The organism is Williamsia muralis NBRC 105860 (assembly GCF_001598915.1).
Classification (GTDB): Bacteria; Actinomycetota; Actinomycetes; order Mycobacteriales; family Mycobacteriaceae; genus Williamsia; species Williamsia muralis.
In genome coordinates this window covers 14785-35393 of the sequence record NZ_BDAP01000007.1, presented here as the reverse complement: position 1 = coordinate 35393, position 20609 = coordinate 14785, and the positions used below count along the sequence as shown (strand labels likewise).

The 20609-nt window shown below is 64.9% G+C and carries 18 protein-coding genes; 6 read left to right on the top strand and 12 right to left on the bottom strand.

The features are described 5' to 3' along the window. Positions 1-59 precede the first annotated feature (59 nt). Positions 60-1712: an L-glutamate gamma-semialdehyde dehydrogenase gene (gene pruA / locus WIMU1_RS21900; RefSeq protein WP_062800379.1), complete on the top strand. Its 1653-nt coding sequence runs from the start codon at positions 60-62 to the stop codon at positions 1710-1712. Position 1713: 1 nt separating this feature from the next. Continuing rightward, the gene (locus WIMU1_RS21895) at positions 1714-2676 is read left to right on the top strand and encodes a proline dehydrogenase family protein (RefSeq protein ID WP_084248498.1); all 963 of its coding nucleotides are present in this window, start codon (positions 1714-1716) and stop codon (positions 2674-2676) included. Between the two features lie 400 nt (positions 2677-3076). Here the strand turns inward: WIMU1_RS21895 and WIMU1_RS21890 are convergent, their stop codons facing one another. From WIMU1_RS21890 to WIMU1_RS21845, 10 genes are all read right to left on the bottom strand, one after another. After that, positions 3077-3997: a type IV toxin-antitoxin system AbiEi family antitoxin domain-containing protein gene (locus WIMU1_RS21890; RefSeq protein WP_062800376.1), complete on the bottom strand. Its 921-nt coding sequence runs from the start codon at positions 3995-3997 to the stop codon at positions 3077-3079. Positions 3998-4265: 268 nt separating this feature from the next. Next, on the bottom strand, positions 4266-5786 hold the full coding sequence (locus WIMU1_RS21885; RefSeq protein WP_062800374.1) for a hypothetical protein: 1521 nt from the start codon (positions 5784-5786) through the stop codon (positions 4266-4268). Further along, positions 5783-6643: an FAD:protein FMN transferase gene (locus WIMU1_RS21880; RefSeq protein ID WP_245969090.1), complete on the bottom strand. Its 861-nt coding sequence runs from the start codon at positions 6641-6643 to the stop codon at positions 5783-5785. The genes WIMU1_RS21885 and WIMU1_RS21880 overlap by 4 nt, the downstream gene beginning before the upstream one ends. A gap of 17 nt (positions 6644-6660) precedes the next feature. Beyond that, positions 6661-7155 carry an FMN-binding protein gene (locus tag WIMU1_RS21875; RefSeq protein ID WP_023962608.1) on the bottom strand — a complete coding sequence of 165 codons (495 nt, stop codon included), beginning with the start codon at positions 7153-7155 and terminating at the stop codon, positions 6661-6663. A gap of 110 nt (positions 7156-7265) precedes the next feature. After that, complete coding sequence (locus tag WIMU1_RS21870; protein ID WP_062800372.1) at positions 7266-8948, bottom strand: substrate-binding domain-containing protein; 1683 nt, start codon at positions 8946-8948, stop codon at positions 7266-7268. A 129-nt stretch (positions 8949-9077) separates the two neighbouring features. Further along, positions 9078-9515 carry a type II toxin-antitoxin system Rv0910 family toxin gene (locus tag WIMU1_RS21865; RefSeq protein WP_062800371.1) on the bottom strand — a complete coding sequence of 146 codons (438 nt, stop codon included), beginning with the start codon at positions 9513-9515 and terminating at the stop codon, positions 9078-9080. Positions 9516-9569: 54 nt separating this feature from the next. Then, positions 9570-10877 (bottom strand): lipase family protein, encoded by a 1308-nt coding sequence (locus WIMU1_RS21860; protein ID WP_084248479.1) that lies wholly within the window; start codon positions 10875-10877, stop codon positions 9570-9572. Further along, a complete protein-coding gene (locus WIMU1_RS21855) occupies positions 10804-11010 on the bottom strand; it encodes an antitoxin (RefSeq protein WP_023962599.1) in 207 nt (68 codons plus the stop codon). The genes WIMU1_RS21860 and WIMU1_RS21855 overlap by 74 nt, the downstream gene beginning before the upstream one ends. Positions 11011-11040: 30 nt before the next feature. Beyond that, a complete protein-coding gene (locus tag WIMU1_RS21850; RefSeq protein ID WP_062800367.1) occupies positions 11041-13530 on the bottom strand; it encodes an HAD-IC family P-type ATPase in 2490 nt (829 codons plus the stop codon). Further along, the gene (locus WIMU1_RS21845; RefSeq protein ID WP_062800622.1) at positions 13527-14657 is read right to left on the bottom strand and encodes an MBL fold metallo-hydrolase; all 1131 of its coding nucleotides are present in this window, start codon (positions 14655-14657) and stop codon (positions 13527-13529) included. Before WIMU1_RS21845 ends, WIMU1_RS21850 begins: the two co-directional genes overlap by 4 nt. Positions 14658-14851: 194 nt before the next feature. On the opposite strand from WIMU1_RS21845, the gene WIMU1_RS21840 reads away from it, so the two are divergent. Both WIMU1_RS21840 and WIMU1_RS21835 read left to right on the top strand, forming a co-directional pair. Then, positions 14852-16030, top strand: a complete 1179-nt coding sequence (locus WIMU1_RS21840) for a thiolase family protein (protein ID WP_062800365.1) — start codon at positions 14852-14854, stop codon at positions 16028-16030. 103 nt (positions 16031-16133) lie between these two features. Continuing rightward, entirely contained in the window at positions 16134-17072 is a 939-nt protein-coding gene (locus WIMU1_RS21835) for an ROK family protein (protein WP_062800363.1), read from the top strand. Positions 17073-17082: 10 nt separating this feature from the next. Here the strand turns inward: WIMU1_RS21835 and WIMU1_RS21830 are convergent, their stop codons facing one another. Continuing rightward, positions 17083-18222 (bottom strand): acyl-CoA dehydrogenase family protein, encoded by a 1140-nt coding sequence (locus tag WIMU1_RS21830; protein WP_062800362.1) that lies wholly within the window; start codon positions 18220-18222, stop codon positions 17083-17085. Positions 18223-18317: 95 nt separating this feature from the next. Between WIMU1_RS21830 and WIMU1_RS21825 the strand changes: the two genes are divergently transcribed. Next, positions 18318-18902, top strand: a complete 585-nt coding sequence (locus tag WIMU1_RS21825; protein ID WP_062800360.1) for a TetR/AcrR family transcriptional regulator — start codon at positions 18318-18320, stop codon at positions 18900-18902. Between the two features lie 16 nt (positions 18903-18918). Here WIMU1_RS21825 and WIMU1_RS21820 read toward each other — a convergent pair whose 3' ends face one another. Further along, a complete protein-coding gene (locus WIMU1_RS21820; protein WP_245969091.1) occupies positions 18919-20028 on the bottom strand; it encodes an FUSC family protein in 1110 nt (369 codons plus the stop codon). Positions 20029-20089: 61 nt separating this feature from the next. Between WIMU1_RS21820 and WIMU1_RS21815 the strand changes: the two genes are divergently transcribed. After that, entirely contained in the window at positions 20090-20590 is a 501-nt protein-coding gene (locus WIMU1_RS21815; RefSeq protein ID WP_243404398.1) for a MarR family winged helix-turn-helix transcriptional regulator, read from the top strand. Positions 20591-20609: the final 19 nt, after the last annotated feature.

The window sequence follows — 20609 nt, the reverse complement described above, 5'->3', positions numbered from 1 at the left end:
CTTCATCTTAGTCCGATCAGCCATATCGCTGGACCGCTGGTGCAGCTGAGATTGAGGACATGGACGCCATCACCGCACCCCCACCTGCCCACAACGAACCCGTGCACACCTATGCCCCCGGATCTCCGGAACGCTCCCGGATCGTGGCCACCCTGGCCGAGATGAGCGCCGCCGACCCGATCGAACTCCCCCACGTCATCGGCGGCACACATGCCAGCGGTTCGGGCGCCGCCATCGCGGTGGTCCAGCCACACGCGCACCACGAGGTGCTGGGCACACTGACAAACGCGACCACACACGATGCGCGCAGAGCGGTCGACGCTGCGCTCGCCGCCGCACCGGACTGGGCGGCAACATCTTTCGACGAACGCGCAACCATTTTGCTCCGGGCTGCGGACCTCCTGTCGGGACCTTGGCGCGAGAAGATCGCCGCCGCAACGATGCTGGGCCAGTCGAAGAGCGTGCAGCAGGCCGAGATAGATGCGCCGTGCGAGCTCGTCGACTTCTGGCGGTTCAATGTCGGGTTCGCTCGCGAGATCCTTGCCGAGCAACCCGTCTCCAGCCCTGGGGTGTGGAACCGGCTCGATCATCGCCCACTCGAGGGCTTTGTCTACGCCATCACCCCGTTCAACTTCACCGCGATCGCCGCGAATCTACCGACCGCACCGATGCTCATGGGCAACACGGTGGTCTGGAAGCCGTCACCGACGCAGACCTACGCCGCGTATATGACCATGCAGCTACTCGAAGCCGCAGGCCTTCCCCCGGGCGTCATCAACATGGTCACCGGCGACGGCATCGCCGTGTCAGACGTCGCGTTGGCCGACGAGAACCTCGCAGGCATCCACTTCACAGGCTCGACCGCCACATTCCAGAATCTGTGGCGGGAAGTCGGAAGCAATATCCAACGCTATCGCGCCTACCCCCGACTCGTCGGCGAGACGGGAGGCAAAGACTTTGTCGTGGCGCATGATTCGGCCGACCCCGACGTTCTGCGCACAGCGTTGATCCGCGGCGCGTTCGAATATCAGGGCCAGAAGTGCTCGGCAGCCTCGCGCGCGTACATCCCGAGGTCGGTGTGGGACAAGATGGGCGACGATTTCTTGCAAGAAGCCAATGCCCTCTCATACGGCGATGTCCGCGACCTCGCCAACTTCGGCGGCGCAGTCATCGACAGACGCGCTTTCGACAAGGCGGTCAACGCAATCGAACGGGCGAAGTCGGTTCCGTCATTGACGATCGCGGCGGGCGGTGACTACAACGACGCAGAGGGATACTTCGTACGCCCAACGGTACTGCTCAGTGACGACCCCGCCGACGAGGCTTTCCACAAGGAGTACTTCGCTCCCATCCTCGCGGTGCACGTCTATGACGACGGCGAGTTCGATTCTGTTGTACAGGAGATCAATTCATCAGCAAGCTACGCACTCACCGGGGCAGTGATCGCCGATGACCGGACTGCCGTCGAAGCCGCGATGACCGGGTTGCGCAACGCAGCAGGCAACTTCTACGTCAACGACAAACCCACCGGCGCCGTGGTCGGGCAACAGCCGTTCGGTGGAGGGCGCGCCTCGGGCACCAACGACAAGGCTGGGTCGAAGCAGAACCTGATGCGCTGGACGTCGACACGCACCATCAAGGAGACCTTCGTCCCGGCGACGTCGGCGGGGTACCCACACATGGAACGCGACGATGCCGGGCGCGGTGAGTGACATGACCGGCGTGACCGCGGGTGCAGCACGCACCATCATCATGGCTGCCGCCTCCAGCGACCGGATCAAGCGAACCGCTGAACGAGTCCCGGTGACCCGGAACGTGGTGTCGCGCTTTGTTGCCGGCAAGTCCCATCGTGAGGTGATGGAGGCCGGGGTCGGGCTGTTGAACTCTGGTCGGATGATCTCTATCGACCACCTCGGTGAGGACACCACCGACGAAGCCCAAGCCGACGCGACTGTCCAGGCGTACCTGAGGTTGATCGGGATGTTGGGCGACCACACCGAGTCGGTCGCCGGTTCGCATCCGGTGGAGGTGTCCCTCAAGCTGTCGGCGCTCGGCCGCGCCTTGCCTCGGCACGGCGAGAAGATCGCTCTGGAGAACGCGCACCGGATCGCGACCGCAGCAGAGGACGCGGGAGTGTGGGTGACCGTCGACGCCGAGGACCACACCACCACAGACTCGACTCTGCGGATTGTCCGTGAATTACGTGCCGATTTCCCGGCACTGGGAACGGTTCTCCAGTCGTACCTGCACCGGACCGAGGACGATTGCCACGAGTTCTCGGCCCCCGGCTCGCGGATCCGGCTCTGCAAGGGCGCCTACGCCGAACCGGGCGAGGTGGCGTTTCAACGCAAACCCGATGTCGATGCGGCCTATGAACGCTGCTTGCGGGTGCTGATGAACGGGCAGGGATACCCGATGGTGGCCAGTCACGATCCGGCCATGATCGCCGCCGCCGCGGCCATGGCCGCCGACGCCGGACGCGCCACCGACGACTGGGAACACCAGATGCTCTACGGGATCCGGAGCGCCGAACAACTCCGACTCGTCGGCATCGGACGTCGAGTCCGTGTCTACGTTCCCTTCGGTTCGCAGTGGTACGGCTATTTCATGCGCCGCCTGGCCGAACGCCCGGCGAACGTGGCGTTTTTCTTGCGAGCGTTGGTGTCTCGGGGGTAGGCCGGTTCTGTCGGCTGGAGTCGGAGTATGTGGGTCCCGTGCGTGCAAACCCTCCGACTCCAACCACATCCTCCGGTTGCAACCGGAGGAACTCACCGCAGTCGGAGGATCTGAGCCGCGCCGACCAACGGCGACAAACGACCCGCGCCCGCAAGCCAAAGTCGGAGAATGAGGCCCCATCCCCGCAAACCCTCCGACTCCAGCCACATCCTCCGGTTGCAACCGGAGGAACTCACCGCAACCGGAGGAAGCGAGCCCCGCCCAACCAACCGCGGCAAACGAACCCGAACCAGAGAGCCAAAGTCGGAGGATCTTGCCCCCACCCCGCAAACCCTCCGACATCAGCCACACCCTCCGGTTGCAACCGGAGGAACTCACCACAGTCGGAGGATGTGGGTCCTCAACCGGGGATTACGCCACCGCGGATCAGCGCGGATCGCAGTTTCGCGTGCAGGCGACCTGGATTGAGGAGGTCATCCCACGACCACCGGACCACCACGATTCCCATGGCCCGAAGCCGATCCTCGCGCAACTTCTCGCGGTACACCGCGTCCTCGGGCCGCTCGCCTTCCGCGAGAGTGCCGAGGTACTTGATCCGCCCATCGAACTCGCCGACGACCTTCCCGTCCCAGTCAAAATCCGTCCGGCCGATCAGTCCGTCTGCATCGAAGAACTCCGACTGCAACGTCGGCACGGGGATGTCTTTCCAACCCGCCATCAAGGCTCGACTGACCGATTCACCAACGGATTCCGCGTCCCCGTCAGCCGTCAGCAATGCGCGACGCAACATCCCGATACCTGCGGCGTGTGGGGTTCGCGCCGCGATGGCGTGTAGTTCGGCCAGCGATACGCCCCACCTCAGGGCATCGTCCAGCGCGGCAACGGCCTGTTCAAACGTTCCCGCCCGCGCCACATCACACGCCGTCACTGCTCGGCTCGTCACTCGAATACCGTCGATGAGCACGATGTCGGTGGCGGCCAGAAGGGCATGGTGGACGTGAACGTCGCCCTCCCGCTTGCCCTTGGTCTGCGCAATGAAGTGGACACATCGCTGGTCCGGTCGAAAGAGCTGCATCCGATGGCACACCGCTGCCGACTGATGGCTCACGACGCGAACGCGTGAACGCCCGGCAACGGCGATCACCCGCCGGCGGTACTCGTCATCCGGTGAAAGGGCCACGCCGTCGGCAGGTGCCGAAACGCCGCGGACAACCGGCTGGATGATTCCGGCCCGCCGTGCCGCTCTCAGCTGTGAGTCGCTGCCCAACCCGCCTTCGACCACTGTCTTTCGCCGGATGAGCCCGAACTCCGATGACTGCATCTACCCATCGTCGTTGCCCCCGCCGACCAGGTACCGCCGAAAAAGGGCCTTCTGTGGATAGTTTCGAGTGTGTGCACAGGTCCACAATCTCCGACTTCAGCCACATCCTCCGACTGCAACCGGAGGAACTCACCAAAGTCGGAGGAAGTGCCGACACACCTCCCCACCCCAACCCAACCACCACAACCTCCGACTCCAGCCACACCCTCCGACTGCAACCGGAGGAACTCACCACAACCGGAGGAAGTGCCAAACCACCCCCGAGAACTCAATACCCGATGAACCGGTCGGTGTGCAGACGCCATGGCTGCCAGCGCAAGGCGGGTTCTGCGCGAATCAGCATGGGCTTGAGCGCAGAGAGCATCATCGGCGGGCCAGAGAGGTAATAGTGTGCGCCGGGGCGCGCGACCGTAGCGACGTCATCAACACTCACCAGTCCCCCGACCACGGTGATCACCTGGGCTCCACGAGCGCGCGCCGCATCCAGCACATCGCCGTACACGAGGCGGTCCTCGGAGTTCGCGGCGTAGATCAGCGAGACCTTGGTGAGGTCGGTGTCGCCGCGCGCCGTCAGGTCCGCGAGCATCGACCGGAACGGCGTGATACCGATACCGCCGGCGATGAACACCATGGGAGAGCGCAGGTTTCGTGGCAGCGTGAAGTCGCCGCCGACCTCGTCGACGTACAGTCGGCGCCCCGCACCGTCTTCGATGAGACGCCGCTTGAACTCCGAGGGACGGCCGCTGACGGTGAATCCGAAGCGGGTGGTGCCCTCCCCCGGCGCGCCTGCCAGGGACAGAACCCTACGCGTGCCCTGCTTTTCGGGTGCCGGACTCCATGTGGGATCAGAGATCTGGGCCCATTGCCCGGGCCGGAACCGCAACCCTGGTGAGGCCAGCACCTCGTATGTGTCGGTGCCGATCGGCTGCACGGACTCGACCTCGAGTATGTGCCGTCGCCACTGCCGCCCGACGACAAACGTGAACAGGCTGCCGGCCAGCAGCGCTATCTCCGGTACGAACTCCAATGTGTACTCGGACGTGATCTCGAAGGACTGATTCCAGTACATCAACACGGCGACAAGAGCGGCATAGACGAGTGTGGGGATTCGACTGGTCGGCGACGTCAAGGGTTCGGTCAGCATGATGGCCGCCACGAAGAGCAGTGGCGTGGACTGGAATCCGAGCTGCAGCGCGTCGCCCACGGGCGTGCCGTTGTCGGCCGCGACCACGATCATCGTCAAGACGGCCACTGCCAGGAACACCCCGACGAGCCACCACTCGCGCAGCTTCCACACCACCGCGGCACCGACGACGATCATTGCGACCATCAACGGTTCGGCTGCGATCCACCAGACCGGGTACAGGAACGGCCCGACCGAGAAGTACGCGAACAGGTAGCTCACCACCGCACCGGCCACTGCCGGGTTCACGATATGTCGACGACGCACGGCGACAACGTATTTGGAGGCACTGGCGATCGCGGCCGCGAGAACGAGTCCCCATGCACTGTCGGTGTCGGTGAGCCCGGGAAAGATGAAGAACAGGATCAGGGCGGTGATCAACCACGACTCGCTACCCGGCGGCACCCGCACGATGGCGGCGCAGAGGTATGTCACGGCGGCACAGACGACCACGAGAATGGCCAGTGATCCAAGCAGTTCGGTTGCCGTGTAGGCGAAGTCGGCGCCGGACGCGGCGACGATGATTGCGTAGGCCGCCAGGATCGCCAACGCGATCAACACGAACCGGTACATCGACAATCGGTCCACGGCGCGGACGATCTTCATAGGAAAAGCTCCAGTTCTCTGGCGTGCGAATGTTCGACCGTGCCGTTGGCGCGCACCACAACGTAGTCGAACGAGAAGTGGCTCAACAGCTTCTGTGCGGGAGTGAAGAACAGCGCCGTGGACAGTCCGTCGGCGATCATGGTGTCGTCGGCGATCACCCAGGTCGCCAGCACCTCGCGGGTCGGCGCGGACGTGACGGGATCGACGATGTGGTGCCAATCGGCCCACGCGCGGCGGTTTCCCGCCGAGCCACAGATCGCGTTGTTCTCGATGACCACCGTGCCGATGGCCTTGGTCGGGTCGGTGGGGTGTTCCAGCGCGATGCGATGAGGTGCGGCACCGGCCCTGATGTCACCGCTCCCGTTGACCAGGTACTCATCGAAGCCCGCCGCTTTCACCAGTGCGCTGACGCGGTCCACCGCGAGTCCTTTGCCGGTGGCCCCGACATCCAGCAGGCACGGAGACCGTACCTCCAGCTGGCCCTGCCACCCGCCCAGCACGTCGTCCCAGGCCGGGACGGTCGCAATCGTCTCGCCCGGCTGCAAGGTGTACTCGGCGTCGTATCCGGCGTCTGCCAGGGTTTGTCCCACCATGGGCGTCACCATCGCGCCGGTCAGTTCGTACAGCGTGCGGTGCAGGTCGAGCAATGGCTGGTCAGACGGCTCGACCGGGTAGGTGCCGGGCGCGCGGGCAATCGAGGCGACCATCGAGTCGGGCCGGAACCGAGACCAGGTGCGGTCGATGCGGTCGAGTTCACCGAGGACCGAAGCCTGCAACACTTCGGGCACGGCCTGCGAGAGGGTGATGTCCCAGGCCGTGCCCAGTGCGGTGAACACCCACTCATTCGAATCGGTCACGACAAGGCGGGTGTCGATCAGGCCGCGGCGTCGGTCTTGATCTGGTCGATGGCGTCGTTGAAGCCCCCCGACGTCAGGGAGGATCCGGACACCTTGCTGACGTCGAGTTCGTCGATGCTCTTGCCGACAACCAGCGCGTCGATGCCGCTCTTGAACTTGCCCTGGAAGTCGGCCGAGGTGCCCTTGGTCTGACTGGTGTCCACCGACAGCGCGGTGATCACCGAGTTGGACAGGGTGACGGTGACGCCGAGTTGCTGTTCGCCGCCGGGTGATTGGTAAGAGCCGACGGCGGTGTATTCGCCGTTCTTGTAGGCCGAGGTGGCTGCTTCGTTCTGTACTGCGCTGGTGTCGGCAGCGGTGCTGTTGGCCGCCGCGGTCGTGGAGCTTGCTGCGGTGCTGCTTCCGTCGTCGCCACAGGCGGCGATGGCCGCTCCCGCGGCTGCAATGACTGCAGCGACCTTGCCCGCGTTGACGATTCGGCTGTTGTGGAATGAAGTCGATGTCGAGGTCATGGCTCCATACTGCCGCTTCAGGGTCGACCGTGGTCCGTTTCAGGGGCCTTTGACAGCAGACTCTCAGATCTCAGCCGGCTTTAAGCGGACTCGTTGTAGAACTGAATATTTTACCGTCCAGCTGCGGCGATCCGCGCCGCGACCGCGTCGATGAACACGTTCGAGATGTCGGCGGGCGTCTCTGCAACGTAGCTGCTTCCGCCGGTGGCGTCCGCGATCTGCTTGAGTGATTCGGCGTCGGCGTCCTCGGTGATGCCGATGGTGAGGATGAGCACCGGTCTGGCCGGATCCTCGAGCCGTTTCAGTTCGGCCAGCAAACCCTGGAGGCTGATCGAGTTGTCGTCCTCGTTCTGGCCGTCGGTCAGGAGGATGACGCTGTTCGAATAGTTGGGATCATAACTGTCCTGGACCTCCTTGAACGCCGCCAGCGTCGTGTCGTAGAGCCCGGTGGCGCCGCCCACCCGACCCGGAAGCGTGACGATCTGCGACTCCAGATATTTGCGATGGGTCTGGCCATCGGCATCAACGGTGTCGAGGCGCTCGATGGGAGCGATCGGCAGCCAGTCCTGATCCGGTCCACCCATGTCGATGGAGAACAGCCACGCACCCAGCGCCGAATTGTTGGGGAAGATCTTCAGGCCGTTCTGGCTGGCCTCCACGAGCATCTCGGCCCGGGTTGACGTGCCCGCCGGTTCACGCATCGAACCGGACGCGTCTTCCACCACCAGCGTGCGGATCGGCACCCCGAGAACTGCCCACTGCCTGAGCGCTTTCTCTTCCTGCGCAGGGTCTTTGAGCGCCAGCACCTTTACCGCACCCACGCCCCCTTCCGGCGACGGCGCGTCGATGGCCGTTCGGAATCCGGCGGTGGTCAGCGCTTTCGCGCCGTCCTCGGACGTGATGTGTTCGGCCAGTTGTTCACCCGCTGCGGCCACGATCTCTTTCCGAGCTGCCGACGCGGTGTTGAGCATCGGATAGTCGAGGATCATGGTCCCGTCGGCGGGGATCGCGGCTCGCAGACCACTGTTGCCGCTGGTGTTCTGGAACTCGATGAAGTGCTGCTCGCTGACCACTGTCGGCGACTCGCTGCCTGCAGCCACCTGGAGCCGGTCGACATCGGAGTCGCCCCCGATGCGGGCATTGCCCTGCTGCAGAGCCAGCAGGGTCATTCCGTCGGTGAACTGCTTGCGGTCGATGGCGCCGGCCTGTTCGGCCGCAAGCGCCCCGACGATCGGCGCGTCGCCGGTGCTGGAGTCGATGGGGTTGCCAAGGCGCAGGCCGGGCAGCTTCATGACGTCGACCCAATTGGTCAGCGCCGGAACATCTTTACCTGCCACCACCACCGGGCTGGCCGCAACGGATTCGGCGATCACGTCGCGCTGCACGCGGGCCTGGTCGGTGACCTTGCGGGCCCGAGCCTGCGAATCGGCGATCCACAGGTCGGGCGCCTGATCACCCTTGGTGAGCTGGCCGGCGACGTTGGCACCGCTGACCGCAGCCACATTGAAGTCGTAACACGAGTCAGCCGACGCCTTGGCCGCCAGGGGCTTGAGGGTCGCAGCCATCGACGGATCGGCGATCACCGACACCGCTTCTCGTGAATCGCAGTCGCTGCCGGACGATGCCCAGACCGTCCGCCAGAGAATCAGCCCGGCCACCAACACCGCGACGACAACCAGCGCAAGAAGCGCCCAGCGAGCGCCGCCGCCCCCACCGCCACCCCGACCGCCGTCTCGACCCTCGCTGAATCCGAAGTCGTCATCGGCCCTGCTATCGACCCCATGTCGACCCATGCGTCACCCACCCTGTTGTTTCGAGGTTCGCCGGATTCTATCCACAGCGAATCAGGAACCAACACCCCAGATGGTGGCGGGCAGACGCCAGACCCGGCTCGCCCTCAGGTCTGGCGAACGGCTCTACGGTCAGGAGTAAAGATCGCGAAAGTTCTTGAGTGATTGGTTGATCTCACCTTTGAGGATCTTCGCGGTACTGCGAATGATCAACGACATCATCGGCGATCCGGTCAGGTTCACCTCGAGTCCTACCTTTGACCCACTCTTGGCGGGCTCCACCGTCAGCGTCAGGGTGACCGTGACGCCACCCTTGCCGTCGCCCTTCAGGTCCACCCGGCGGGCCGGATCGAACTCATCCACCACCCAGTCGAAACGAAGCTTGGCATTCTTGGCCGCGATGACCGAAGACACCTTCGTGCCCTTCTGGATCTCGTCGGGGCTGGGCAACTCGCTACGCCAGCCATCGTGCAGAGTGAGCCACTCGCCATACCGCGACAGATCGAGCACATGCGCCCACGCGTCATCCGGGGACTGGTTCACGTCGATCGAATCTTTGACCTTTGCCATAGGTGCGACGTTAGCGCTCCGACACCGGCAACCGGTGGACCATAGCCATCGGTGTCATGCCGGGCAGGTGTCCGGGGCGGGTTCACCAGCGAAGCGGTCGCCGATCCAGTTGACCGCTGGGCCTGTCACACCGAGATTGGTGTGCCCGCCGTCGGGCTTGCGAACCACCTCGATGACGTCACCGCCTGCACATGCACGCTGCACTGCTGCCGCGGTCCATGCGGGCAAGATGATCGAGTCCTGGTCGCCGAATGCGACGAAGAGCGGTCCGGCTGCCCGGCCCGCAGGCAACGCGTCTTGCTTCAGGATCGTGCGGATACGTTCCACTGCCTCCTGATCGGCGACGGCCGCGTCTCCAGGGGCCACGCTCATCGCCGCGCTGAATCGGTCCACCATGGCTGTGGGACCGCAGGATGTGAAGACTTCGGCGTTGTCGGCCAGCCCTCCGCGTATGTAGTCGTCCGCGTCGAAATCTGGGTACACCTCCCTCAATCCCTCGATGAGGTTGGGGATGAAGATCTTCTGAGCGTCGGTGTAGGCCATCTGGGTTCCGGCGTCGGTGATCGGCGAGAGGTCGGCAGCAGGGGCCAATGCGGCCGCTCCGACGAACTCGAGACCCTGGCCATAGTCATCGGCGTGATCGGCGGACGCCCACGCGGCCTGGCCACCCTGTGAAGCACCCATTGCCGCCCACCGGTCCGAGGTGTCCGGAACGAGGTTTCGAGCGGCACGCACAGCGTCGATCATGTTGTAGGCGATTGTCTTCGGTTCGAGGTACGGGTGGCCAGGCGCGTCCTTCACCCAGGTACCCAGCCCCTGGTAGTCACTGGCCGCCACCACGTATCCGCGCCCGACCAGTCGCGTGATGGCACCGTCTTCGCCGAGAAGGTCTGGGTAGTCCGACGGACCGCAACTCTCGTCGGTACCTGTTGTTCCGTGACCGAAGGCGACGATCGGCCAGCCACCCGCGGGCGGCTCACCGTTCGGGACGGCGATCACGCCGGACACCTCCGTGCCGAACCCGCCCTGGTATCCGGCGGTCGAGCGATAGATGACACGCGTCACCTCGGCCCCATCACTCAGGGAGGAACTCGCCTGGAAAGGCATCTGCTCGACGATGTCGCCGCGCTCGCCGGGCGCCGGAGCCGGTGGACGATCCGAATCCGGGGCCGGAACAGACGAGGACTGGACAGACGACAGCGGCGAGGACGCGGCCGTTCGACCGTTGTCCTCGCCGCCGGCGCACGCGCTCACCGACAGCAGCACAATCGCTGCTGCCGGGATCGCCTTACCGAGGAGGCTGATGACCGGGGTTCTGGTGGCCGGGGTTGTTCCCGTCCTGCGCGAACTTCCGGGCAGCATCTGCACCCTTTCGGATCTGGTTCGAGTACTTGCCCTTGGTGGCCTTGTTGACCGCGCTGGCGCCCTGGTCGATGAGTTTGGTGTTCTTGCTCAGCGTGGACTTGCCCTTGTTGACCAAATTCTTGAAATCCATGCCACTCCTATCTCCGGATCGCCGATGCTCTCACGCCGGCGATCTTTGCTCTTGCGGATTCGATTTAACTTTACTAAACCACGCCGCAATTGTCGGGTTCAGTCGCCACAGCACTTCCACAGCAACGATACCGATCGCCGATGCAATGACTGCAATTCCGGTTTTGCTCCAGTCAGTCGGGTCGAGTTTGAACAGCTCTTGCGTGAACGGCAGCGAGAAGATCAGCACGTAGGCCAGTGCCGAGCCGACCAGCAGCACAACCTTCCACCAGTTGTACGGTCGCGCGATCACCGCGAGCACCCACAACGCGATCGCGATGAGGGTGATCAGGGCCGTCGTGGCCGCCTGCGTCTGCTCCGGGGTCATCTCGACCGAGTCCTTGCTGCCGAGCGCAACACCCTCTCCGCCGGGATAGACCAGTGCGTACGCCACGAACGTGCACACGGCGATCACGATGCCGGAGGGAATGGCCAACCGCAGCACCCTGCCGACAAAACCACCGCGAGCGCGTTCGTTGTTGGGTGCCAGCGAGAGGACAAACGCCGGCACACCGATGGTGAACCATGCGGAGATCGTGACGTGGATGGGCTGGAACGGGTAGGAGATGGGCGTGAAGCCGAACAGTTCCCCGGCCACCCCTGCGATGCCGATCATCAACGCCAGCAGCACCGCGTACACGGTCTTGGTCAGGAACAGGTTGGAGACGCGTTCGATGTTGCCGATGACCCGCCTGCCCTCGCCGACCACGTAGGGCAGCGTGGCGAACTTGTTGTCGAGCAAGACGATCTGGGCCACCGAGCGGCTGGCCGAACTACCCGACCCCATCGCCACACCGATGTCGGCGTCTTTGAGGGCCAAGACGTCGTTGACGCCGTCGCCGGTCATCGCGACGGTATTGCCACGGCCCTGCAACGCACCCACCATCGCGCGTTTCTGGTCGGGTCGTACGCGACCGAAGGTGGTGTGGCCGTCGAGGACGTCGGCGAGCTCGTCTTGGTCGGTCGGCAGACTCCGCGCATCGACGGCGTCGTCAACGGTTCCCAGGCCCAGCGAACCCGCCACCGCGCCCACCGACACGGCGTTGTCGCCAGAGATCACCTTCACCGCAACGTGCTGGGATGCGAAGTAGTCCAATGTCTCGCGGGCGTCGGGACGAACGCGTTGCTCCAGTGCGATGAGTGCCCGCGGCACAACGTGTCCCGGAGCTGACAGGCCGTCGTCGGTCGGAGTGTCGACCGGCTGATCGGTGGAGGCGAGTAGCAGAACCCGCAATCCTTCCGAGCCCAGTTCCGTTGCGCGCGCCGCGGTCTCGCTCGCCGGATCGAGCAACATGTCGGGGGCGCCGAGCAACCAGTTGCCCTGGCCCTGGGCGGTCGTGGTGTCCTGGAACGAGATCCCACTCCACTTCTTCGCCGACGTGAACGGCGCGATGTGGGTCGCCGACCACTCCGGGGCGACGGGGTAGGCCTCGGCCATCGCCTGCACACTGGCGTTGGGGCGTGGGTCGTGCGCCGCGAGGGCGGCCAGGGCCTCTTCGAGCTGGGCGCGATCGTCGCCGAGCGGAACCAGTTGCGCCAGCCGCATGCCGTTCTCGGTGAGCGTGCCGGTCTTGTCCGCGCACACCACGTTGACCCGGGCGAGTCCCTCGATGGCCGGCAACTCGTTCACCAGACACTGTCGACGACCCAGCCGCACCACCCCGACGGCGAAGGCGATCGACGTCATCAGCACCAGGCCCTCGGGAACCATCGGCACCAGCGCGGCGACCATACCCAAAAGGGCTGCCTTGATGCCGTTTTCACTGATGAACAGCTGGTTGACGATTGTCAGCAGCCCAGCGGGGATCAGAAGCCAGGTGATGATCCGGAGGATCTTGTCGATCCCGTTGCGGAGTTCGGAGTTGACGAGGGTGAACTTGCTGGCCTCCTCGGCGAGCTGCGCCGCGTACGCGTCGCGACCGACCTTGGTCGCCCGATAGGCACCCGAACCCGACACCACGAAGCTGCCGGACAGGATCGGATCACCCACCGACTTGAAGACGGCGTCGGCCTCACCGGTCAGCAACGATTCGTCGACGTCGAGTGCTCCCGCCTCCACGGTCTCTCCGTCGACGACGATCTGGTCTCCGGGCCCCAATTCGATGATGTCGCCGAGCACCACCTCGCTCGGCGCGATCTCGGCGGCCACCCCATCCCGGCGCACCATGGGCCGGGTCTGCCCGACGATCGCAAGCGCATCGAGTGTTCGCTTGGCCCGGATCTCCTGGATGATGCCGATGCCGCTGTTGGCGATGATCAGTAAACCGAAGGCGCCGTTGATGATCGAGCCGGTGGTCATCACGATGATGAACAGCACACCCAAGATGGCGTTGATACGGGTGAGGACATTGGCGCGAACGATGTCGAGGACACTGCGGCCGGAGCGGTCCGGCAGGACGTTGACCTGGCCGGCGGCGACGCGTTCGGCCACCTGCGCGGCAGTCAGGCCTGTGGTCACGTGTGTTTCGCCGAGCGTGGTCACGCTGCGCCTTCCCACCAGGACTGGGTGTCGAATCCGTGGCCGGACCGCGACGGTACGTCGAAACGCGCACCGGGCATCGGCGTGATCACGGGGATGTGTTCGCTCTGAGCGGCGGGCAGCAGACGTTGGACCGGGTCGGCCCATTCATGCAGAGCCAGATTGAAGGTGCCCCAATGAATCGGCAGCAGCAACGACTCGGACAGATTGGCGCGATTGAGCATTCGGTGCACTCTCACCGCCTCTTCCGGATTGAGGTGGATGTCGGGCCACAGCCGGTCGTAGGCGCCGATCGCGATCAGGGACAGCCCGAACGGACCTTGGTCGGTGCCGACTTGCTCGAATGCGTCGGTGATTCCGGTGTCGCCGGAGAAGAAGAAGTTGTGTCGAGGTCCGGCGACCGCCCAACTGGCCCACTGGGTGGTGTTGCGCTGCAGCCCGCGTCCCGAGAAGTGGCGTGCGGGAGTGCAATTGAAGGTCAGCTCGCCGATCGTGATCGAGTCACCCCAGTCAGCCTCGTGAATACGTTCGGGGCTGATGCCCCAGTACTCGAGGTGCGCCCCGACGCCGATGGGAGCGACAAACGCGGCCTCGGGATGGGTGGCCGCGAGTTTGCGAACAGTGGCCGTATCGAGATGGTCGTAGTGGTCATGACTGATGAGCACCACATCCAGCGCGGGCAGATCCGCCAGCGCGTGGGGTACCGGGTGCATACGCGCCGGTCCCACCAGACTCGACGGTGAGCACCGTTTGCTCCAGACGGGGTCGGTGAGGATGCGGTATCCGTCCAGTTCCACGAGCACCGACGCGTGCCCCATCCAGGTCGCCGCCAGCTCGGCTGCGACATCAGGCAACGGCGTCACATCGAACTCCAGCGGTCGCCGCGGCTTGCCGATGTCGCCGCGACGGAGCATTGCCAGCGCGGCTGCCCGATCCCCTTGCACGGGTGTCGGCGGCTCCACATTTCCGAAGTTGCCGCCGGTTTGATGCGGCGAATGGTTGATGTGGGATAGCACAAGGTCTTTGGGTGCACCCATCGCTCGGAACACCTCGGACCCGGCGCCGACGCCGGCCGCGGTGAGCGCTACGCCAGCTGTTGCCGCACTGGTCAGAAGCCTTGGACCGGTCATGAGATTGGGAAGACGCACCACGGAAGCACACACTACCGGCCAGGTTGGGTGGTTGACCGGGACTGACCTTGCCTCTCCCCGCCCCACTCCCCTCGACCGGCTGGAACAGGGGCACCGTCGGAGGGTTTACAACCCGGAATATCCAGGGGTATACCTGACTTATATAGACCATAGTCAGACAACAGGAGGCCGCAATGAGTTCGATCGTCGACGCTGTCATCGTCGGGGCAGTCAGGACCCCGATCGGTAAGGGCAAATCAAACGGTGCGCTCCACGGCGTGCATCCGGTGGACATGTTGGCCCACAGCCTCACGTCCCTGGTGGAACAGACCGGCATCGATCCGGCCCTGATCGACGACGTGATCACCGGAAACGTCACACAGGCCGACGAGCAGGGCCAGAACATCAGCCGCAATGCGGTGCTCGCCGCGGGCTTCCCCGAGACCGTTCCGGCCACCACGGTGAACCGCCAATGCGGGTCGAGCCAGCAGGCCATCTCGTTCGCAGCACAGGCCGTGATGTCTGGTGTGCAGGACATCGTGGTCGCCGCGGGCGTGGAGTCGATGAGCCGCGTACCGATGTTGTCCGATGTCCGAGACGGGGCAAACCCATTCGGTGAAGCGCTCTTGCGCCGCTACCCAGAAGGGTTCATCCCCCAGGGGTACAGCGCAGAACTGATCGCGGCGGACTGGGGTTTCTCGCGCACCGAGCTCGACGAGTTCTCGATCGCCAGCCACGAGAAGGCCGCCGAGGCCACCAAGGCCGGCCGATTCGAGCGAGAGATCGCTCCCCTCGCGGGCGTGTCGACCGACGAGATGATCCGCCCCGGCGGCACCGTCGAGCAACTGGCCGGACTCAAGGCCGCGTTCTACAACCCGGCCATGAAAGAACGGTTCCCGCAGATCGACTGGCGGATCACCGCGGCGAACTCGAGCCCACTCTCCGATGGCAGCGCCGCGGTACTGATCATGAGCAGCGCCAAGGCCAAGGAACTGGGCCTCAAGCCGCTGGCCCGATTGCACAGCTTCTCCGTGGTGGGCTCCGACCCGATCTACATGCTCACGGGTGTCATACCAGCGACGCAGAAGGTCCTCGAGAGAGCGGGTCTGCAGATCTCGGACATCGATCTGTTCGAGGTCAACGAAGCCTTCGCACCTGTGGTGCTGGCCTGGGCCAAGGACACGGGGGCCGATCTCGGCAAGACCAACGTCAACGGCGGCGCGATCGCACTCGGCCATCCCCTCGGGGCCAGCGGAGCACGCATCATGACCACCCTGGTCAACGCACTCGAGCAGACCGGCGGCCGCTACGGACTGCAGACGATGTGTGAGGCCGGTGGGCTCGCCAACGCAACGATCATCGAACGGCTCTGAACTCGGTTGTCGACCATCAACGCATGACGCGCCACCCCCACCTCGGTGGCGCGTCTTTGCGCAACTGGACCGTGCGGGTGACCCGCACACTAGGCTGGGACGGGTGTCCAATGATGTTGTCCTCGCCGTCGACTTCGGTGGAACCAAGGTCGAAGCCGCGTGGGTCGATTCCTCCGGGCAGGTGTTCGAGGCGGGACGCAATCGCGCACCCACCGGGCCCGATGCCACCAGCTCCGAACTCGAAGAAAGCGTTGTGCGCGTCGTCGACACTGCACTCGCGCAGATTCCGGCCGGTACACGGGTGGTCGGCGTGGGCATTGCCGCCGCAGGGCCCGTCGACGAGGACAACGGAACCGTCTCCCCCATCAACCTGCCCCGATGGCGTCGTCATCCACTTCGACAACTGATCGGCGACCGCTTGCCGGATCCGCTGCGCGACATCCCCGTTCACCTGCATCGCGACGGCGTGGCGATCGTGCTGGCTGCGCAGTGGCTCGGCAACGCGATCGGTGCCCGCAATCTGATGGGCATGGTGCTCTCCACCGGTATCGGTGGGGGTTTCATCGTCGACGGTCGTGTGCTCGCCGGCAACAGCGGCCACATCGGACAGATTCAGGTGTCAGGGTTCACGGGCGAGGTCAGCATCGGCAGCCGGACAACCCTCGAGTCGGTGGCATCCGGACCCCATGCGGTGGCGTGGGCCCGCGCTCAGGGGTGGACCGGCGAGTCGGGAGAAGACCTTGCCGCGTCATACCGCGACGGCGACGACATCGCCTACAGCGCGGTGCTCCGGGTATCAGAGGCTGTGGGCCAGGCGATCTGCAGTGCCGCGGCGCTGGTCGAGCTCGATACCGTGGCCATCGGCGGCGGATTCTCGCGAGTGACTCCCGATCTGCTGCCGCTGATCCAATCTGTGGTCAATCGCCATCCACTGCAATACATCTCGAGGGTCAAGATCCTGGACGCCGGGCTGCCGGAAGACGCGCCGCTCGCCGGGGCAGCGGCGCTGATCTACCGGCGCGACATGGTCGGACTTCCCTGAACCCGGCGGATCAACCTGCCAGCGACCGACTGATCACCAGCCGCTGAATCTGGTTGGTGCCCTCGAAGATCTGCGTGATCTTGGCCTCGCGCATCAACCGTTCGACCCGGAAGTCCTTGGTATAGCCGTAGCCGCCGAACACCTGAACGGCATCGGTGGTCACCTTCATCGCCGCATCGGTGGCGACCAGCTTGGCCACCGACGCGTTGCGCGAGTAAGGCAACCCGGCGTCGCGGCGCCTCGCTGCATCAAGGTATGTCGCCCGGGCCGAGTCGACCGCTGCAGCCATGTCCGCAAGGAGGAACCCGAGCCCTTGGTGGTCGATGATCTTCTTGCCGAATGTCTTTCGTTCTTTCGCGTACGCCACCGCCTCATCAAGCGCCGCCTGGGCGATTCCGACCGCCACCGCAGCGATACCCAACCGTCCGGAATCGAGTGCACTGAAGGCGATCTGCAGCCCCTGGCCCTCCGCGCCGATGCGCCGTTCCTCCGGGATGAAGGCGGAATCGTAGTGTGCCGAGGTGGTCGGAACGGCCGAGAGGCCCATCTTCTCTTCGGGTTTGCCGAAGGTCAGTCCGTCGGTGCCGTCCGGGACGAGGAAGCACGAGATTCCTTTGGACCCCTCGCCGGTACGCGCGAAGAGGTTGTAGAAGTCGGCGATCCCACCGTGTGTGATCCACGCCTTCGCGCCGGTGACCCGGTAGCCCCCGTCAGCGACCACCGCCTTGCAGTTGAGCGCTGCCGCATCTGATCCGGCCTGCGGCTCCGACAGGCTGTACGCCCCGATCTGATCGCCGCTGAGCATTCCCGGCAGCCATCGTTTCTTCTGCTCGTCGGTTCCGAACGCCATCAGGGGATGACAGGCCAGCGAGTGCACGCTCACCGCAACGGCAACTGCCGCCCATCTGGCGGCGATCTCCTCGAGCACCTGCAGGTAGACCTCGTACGGCTGGCCACCACCACCCCACTCCTCGGGGTACGGAAGGCTCAGCAGCCCGGCCTGCCCCAGCACCGTGAATGCCTCAGCCGGGTACTTCTCGGCCTTCTCGTACTCATCGGCGATCGGCTTGAGGGTCTTGTCGGCGACATCGCCTGCCAATTGCACCAGGTCGCGGGCTTCGTCGGTGGGCAGCAGCCGGTCCACGGGCATGGGTGTCTCCTTGGTCGGACGGGCGCGACAGTACTGGAAGCCGCGCTCTAGTACTGCTGACAGTACTAGATTCACTTCGCCAGTACTATCGACGCATGGCCACTCCCGCTGCGCCGACCCACGCCACCGCTCGCCGGGCCGAGTTGTTCGACGAACTGGCGGCACTGTTCCTCGCCGACGGTTTCGCGCATCTCACGCTGGACCAGATCGCCGCGCAACTGCGCTGCTCCAAATCCACCCTCTACACACTCGCGGGCAGCAAGGACGATCTGGTGCGAGCGGTCACCGTGGACTTCTTCCGGTCGGCCACGGCCGAGGTGGAACAAGCACTGGTCGGCATCACCGGCACCAAGGCGAGGTTGACCGCGTATCTCACCGCCGTGGGAGCGGCGCTCAGCCGCGCCAGTGAGACATTCATGGAAGATCTCGCCGCCTTCGCGCCGGCTCGAGAACTGTACGAGCAGAACACGCGTGCCGCCGCGGGCCGAGTCCGCGAACTCATCAACGAAGGGGTTGCCACCGGGGACGTACGTGATGTGCACGCCGACTTCGTCGCCGATGTCGCCACCTCGGCGATGGTTCGAATCCAGCAGCGGGGCATGAAAGCTGCTGTCGGGCTTGACGATTCTCAGGCGTACCTCGAACTCGCCCACCTCCTGACCGAGGGAATCGGGCGTTGATCTGAGCTGACGCTGATCAGACGGTGGCGTCGTGGTGGGCGATGGTGAACGCAGCCAGCACAACCGCGATCACCACTCCGACCGCAGTGTCCAGCACCCGGTCGACGGCGACCTCGGGCGCAAGTCCGGCGCCGAGAGCGGTCAGCATCAGCGCCATCGGCGTGACCAGTAGCGAACACAGTACGTAATTGACCGTGACCAGTGTCTCGGCGAGCACTTGCAGAACGGCGATGAGAACAACTGCGCCCCAGTAGCCGATCGGCAGTGCCAGCAATCCAGCGGCGATCGCAGCGCCCCCGACGTTCCCGAGCAGTCGCTGGACTCCCCTGGTGACGGTCAGGTGATAGTTGACGCCCTGCAGCGTGGCAACGGCACCCATGGCCGCCCACATCGGATGCTGCAGACCGACCGCCGCGACCATTCCGGCCGCGACACCGCCTGCCACGACGATCCGGAGTGACCGCGACAGCAGCTCCGTGTCCCCGATCCGTTTCAACTCCTGGACCAGGGAGGCGCGAGCGGGTGACGGGTGGGGCTGGGGACGTTCACGCCGAACCCACATCACAAGCCACGGCGCAAGCGAGGCGACCACGCCCACCACCGCGCCGATCACCGCGGCGGTCGACGCTTTCCAGACGTCGTCGGCGCTGTCGGCAAAATCTGCGGCGCCTGCCGCAGCGAAGACCATCACGACCGGGCCGGGGCCGACCACCCGTAACGCTCCCAGTACCAGCGCGGCGAAACCTGCGGCGAGTGCGATGGTCACCACCTCTCCGGCGAGAGATACCCCCGCTGCCCCCAGCACCGCACCTAATGCGACGTACCCGGTGACCATCACCCCCGTCACCACCAGTCGGGGCAGACGAACCCGAAAAGGGTCGGGGCGACAGAAGGCCGAGGTGAGCGCACCCAACGCGGCGAATCCCGCGACGTCTCGGTGGCCCGTGAGCCCACCGACAACCAGCACCAAGGCCACCGCCAGTCCCACCCGGACTGCCGAAGCAATCGCAGTGTTGCCGGTCTCGACGGTGACGACGGCGGACCGCCAGGTCTGCGGATCGAGCGAGTGAAGCAGCGCCGACCTGCTCCGATGGACCCGGTCGATGACGGGGACGGTGAGAGGCACATAAGTAATTTATCACTATTTTACTAGTGAACTAAATATCCTGGGTCGATAAGCTGTGCCGGTGGTCGAAGAGAATGAGCCGTCGGACGTCGTCGAGCGGGTTCGGCAGGAATGGGCCAGGACATATCCCGATCTCGACACCGAACCCGTGGAAGTGATCGGACGGATCAACCGGATCTCGTCGGTCCTCGCCCACCAACTCGACCGCGATCTGGACGCCCATGCCATCACCCGGTCGGAGTTCGACATCCTGGGCGCACTGGCCCGCGCCGACCGCCCGTTGCGTGCCAGCGAGGTGGTGTCGACGACAAAGCTCAGCGGCGCATCCATCACCAAACTCACCGAGCGCCTCGCCGAGCTCGGTCTACTGGCGCGCAGGAAATCCGACCGTGACGGCCGGGTGGTGTTGCTGGAGCTGACCGACACCGGCCGCGAATTGGTCCACGCCCAGTTCCCGAGGCGACTGGCCCGAGACACCGCAGTGCTCGCCGGACTCACCGCGAAAGAGCGCGCCACTCTTGTTCAGCTGCTGCGCAAGGTGTCGCGCGCCATGCCGGACTGATCCCGCCGCATTTCGCATT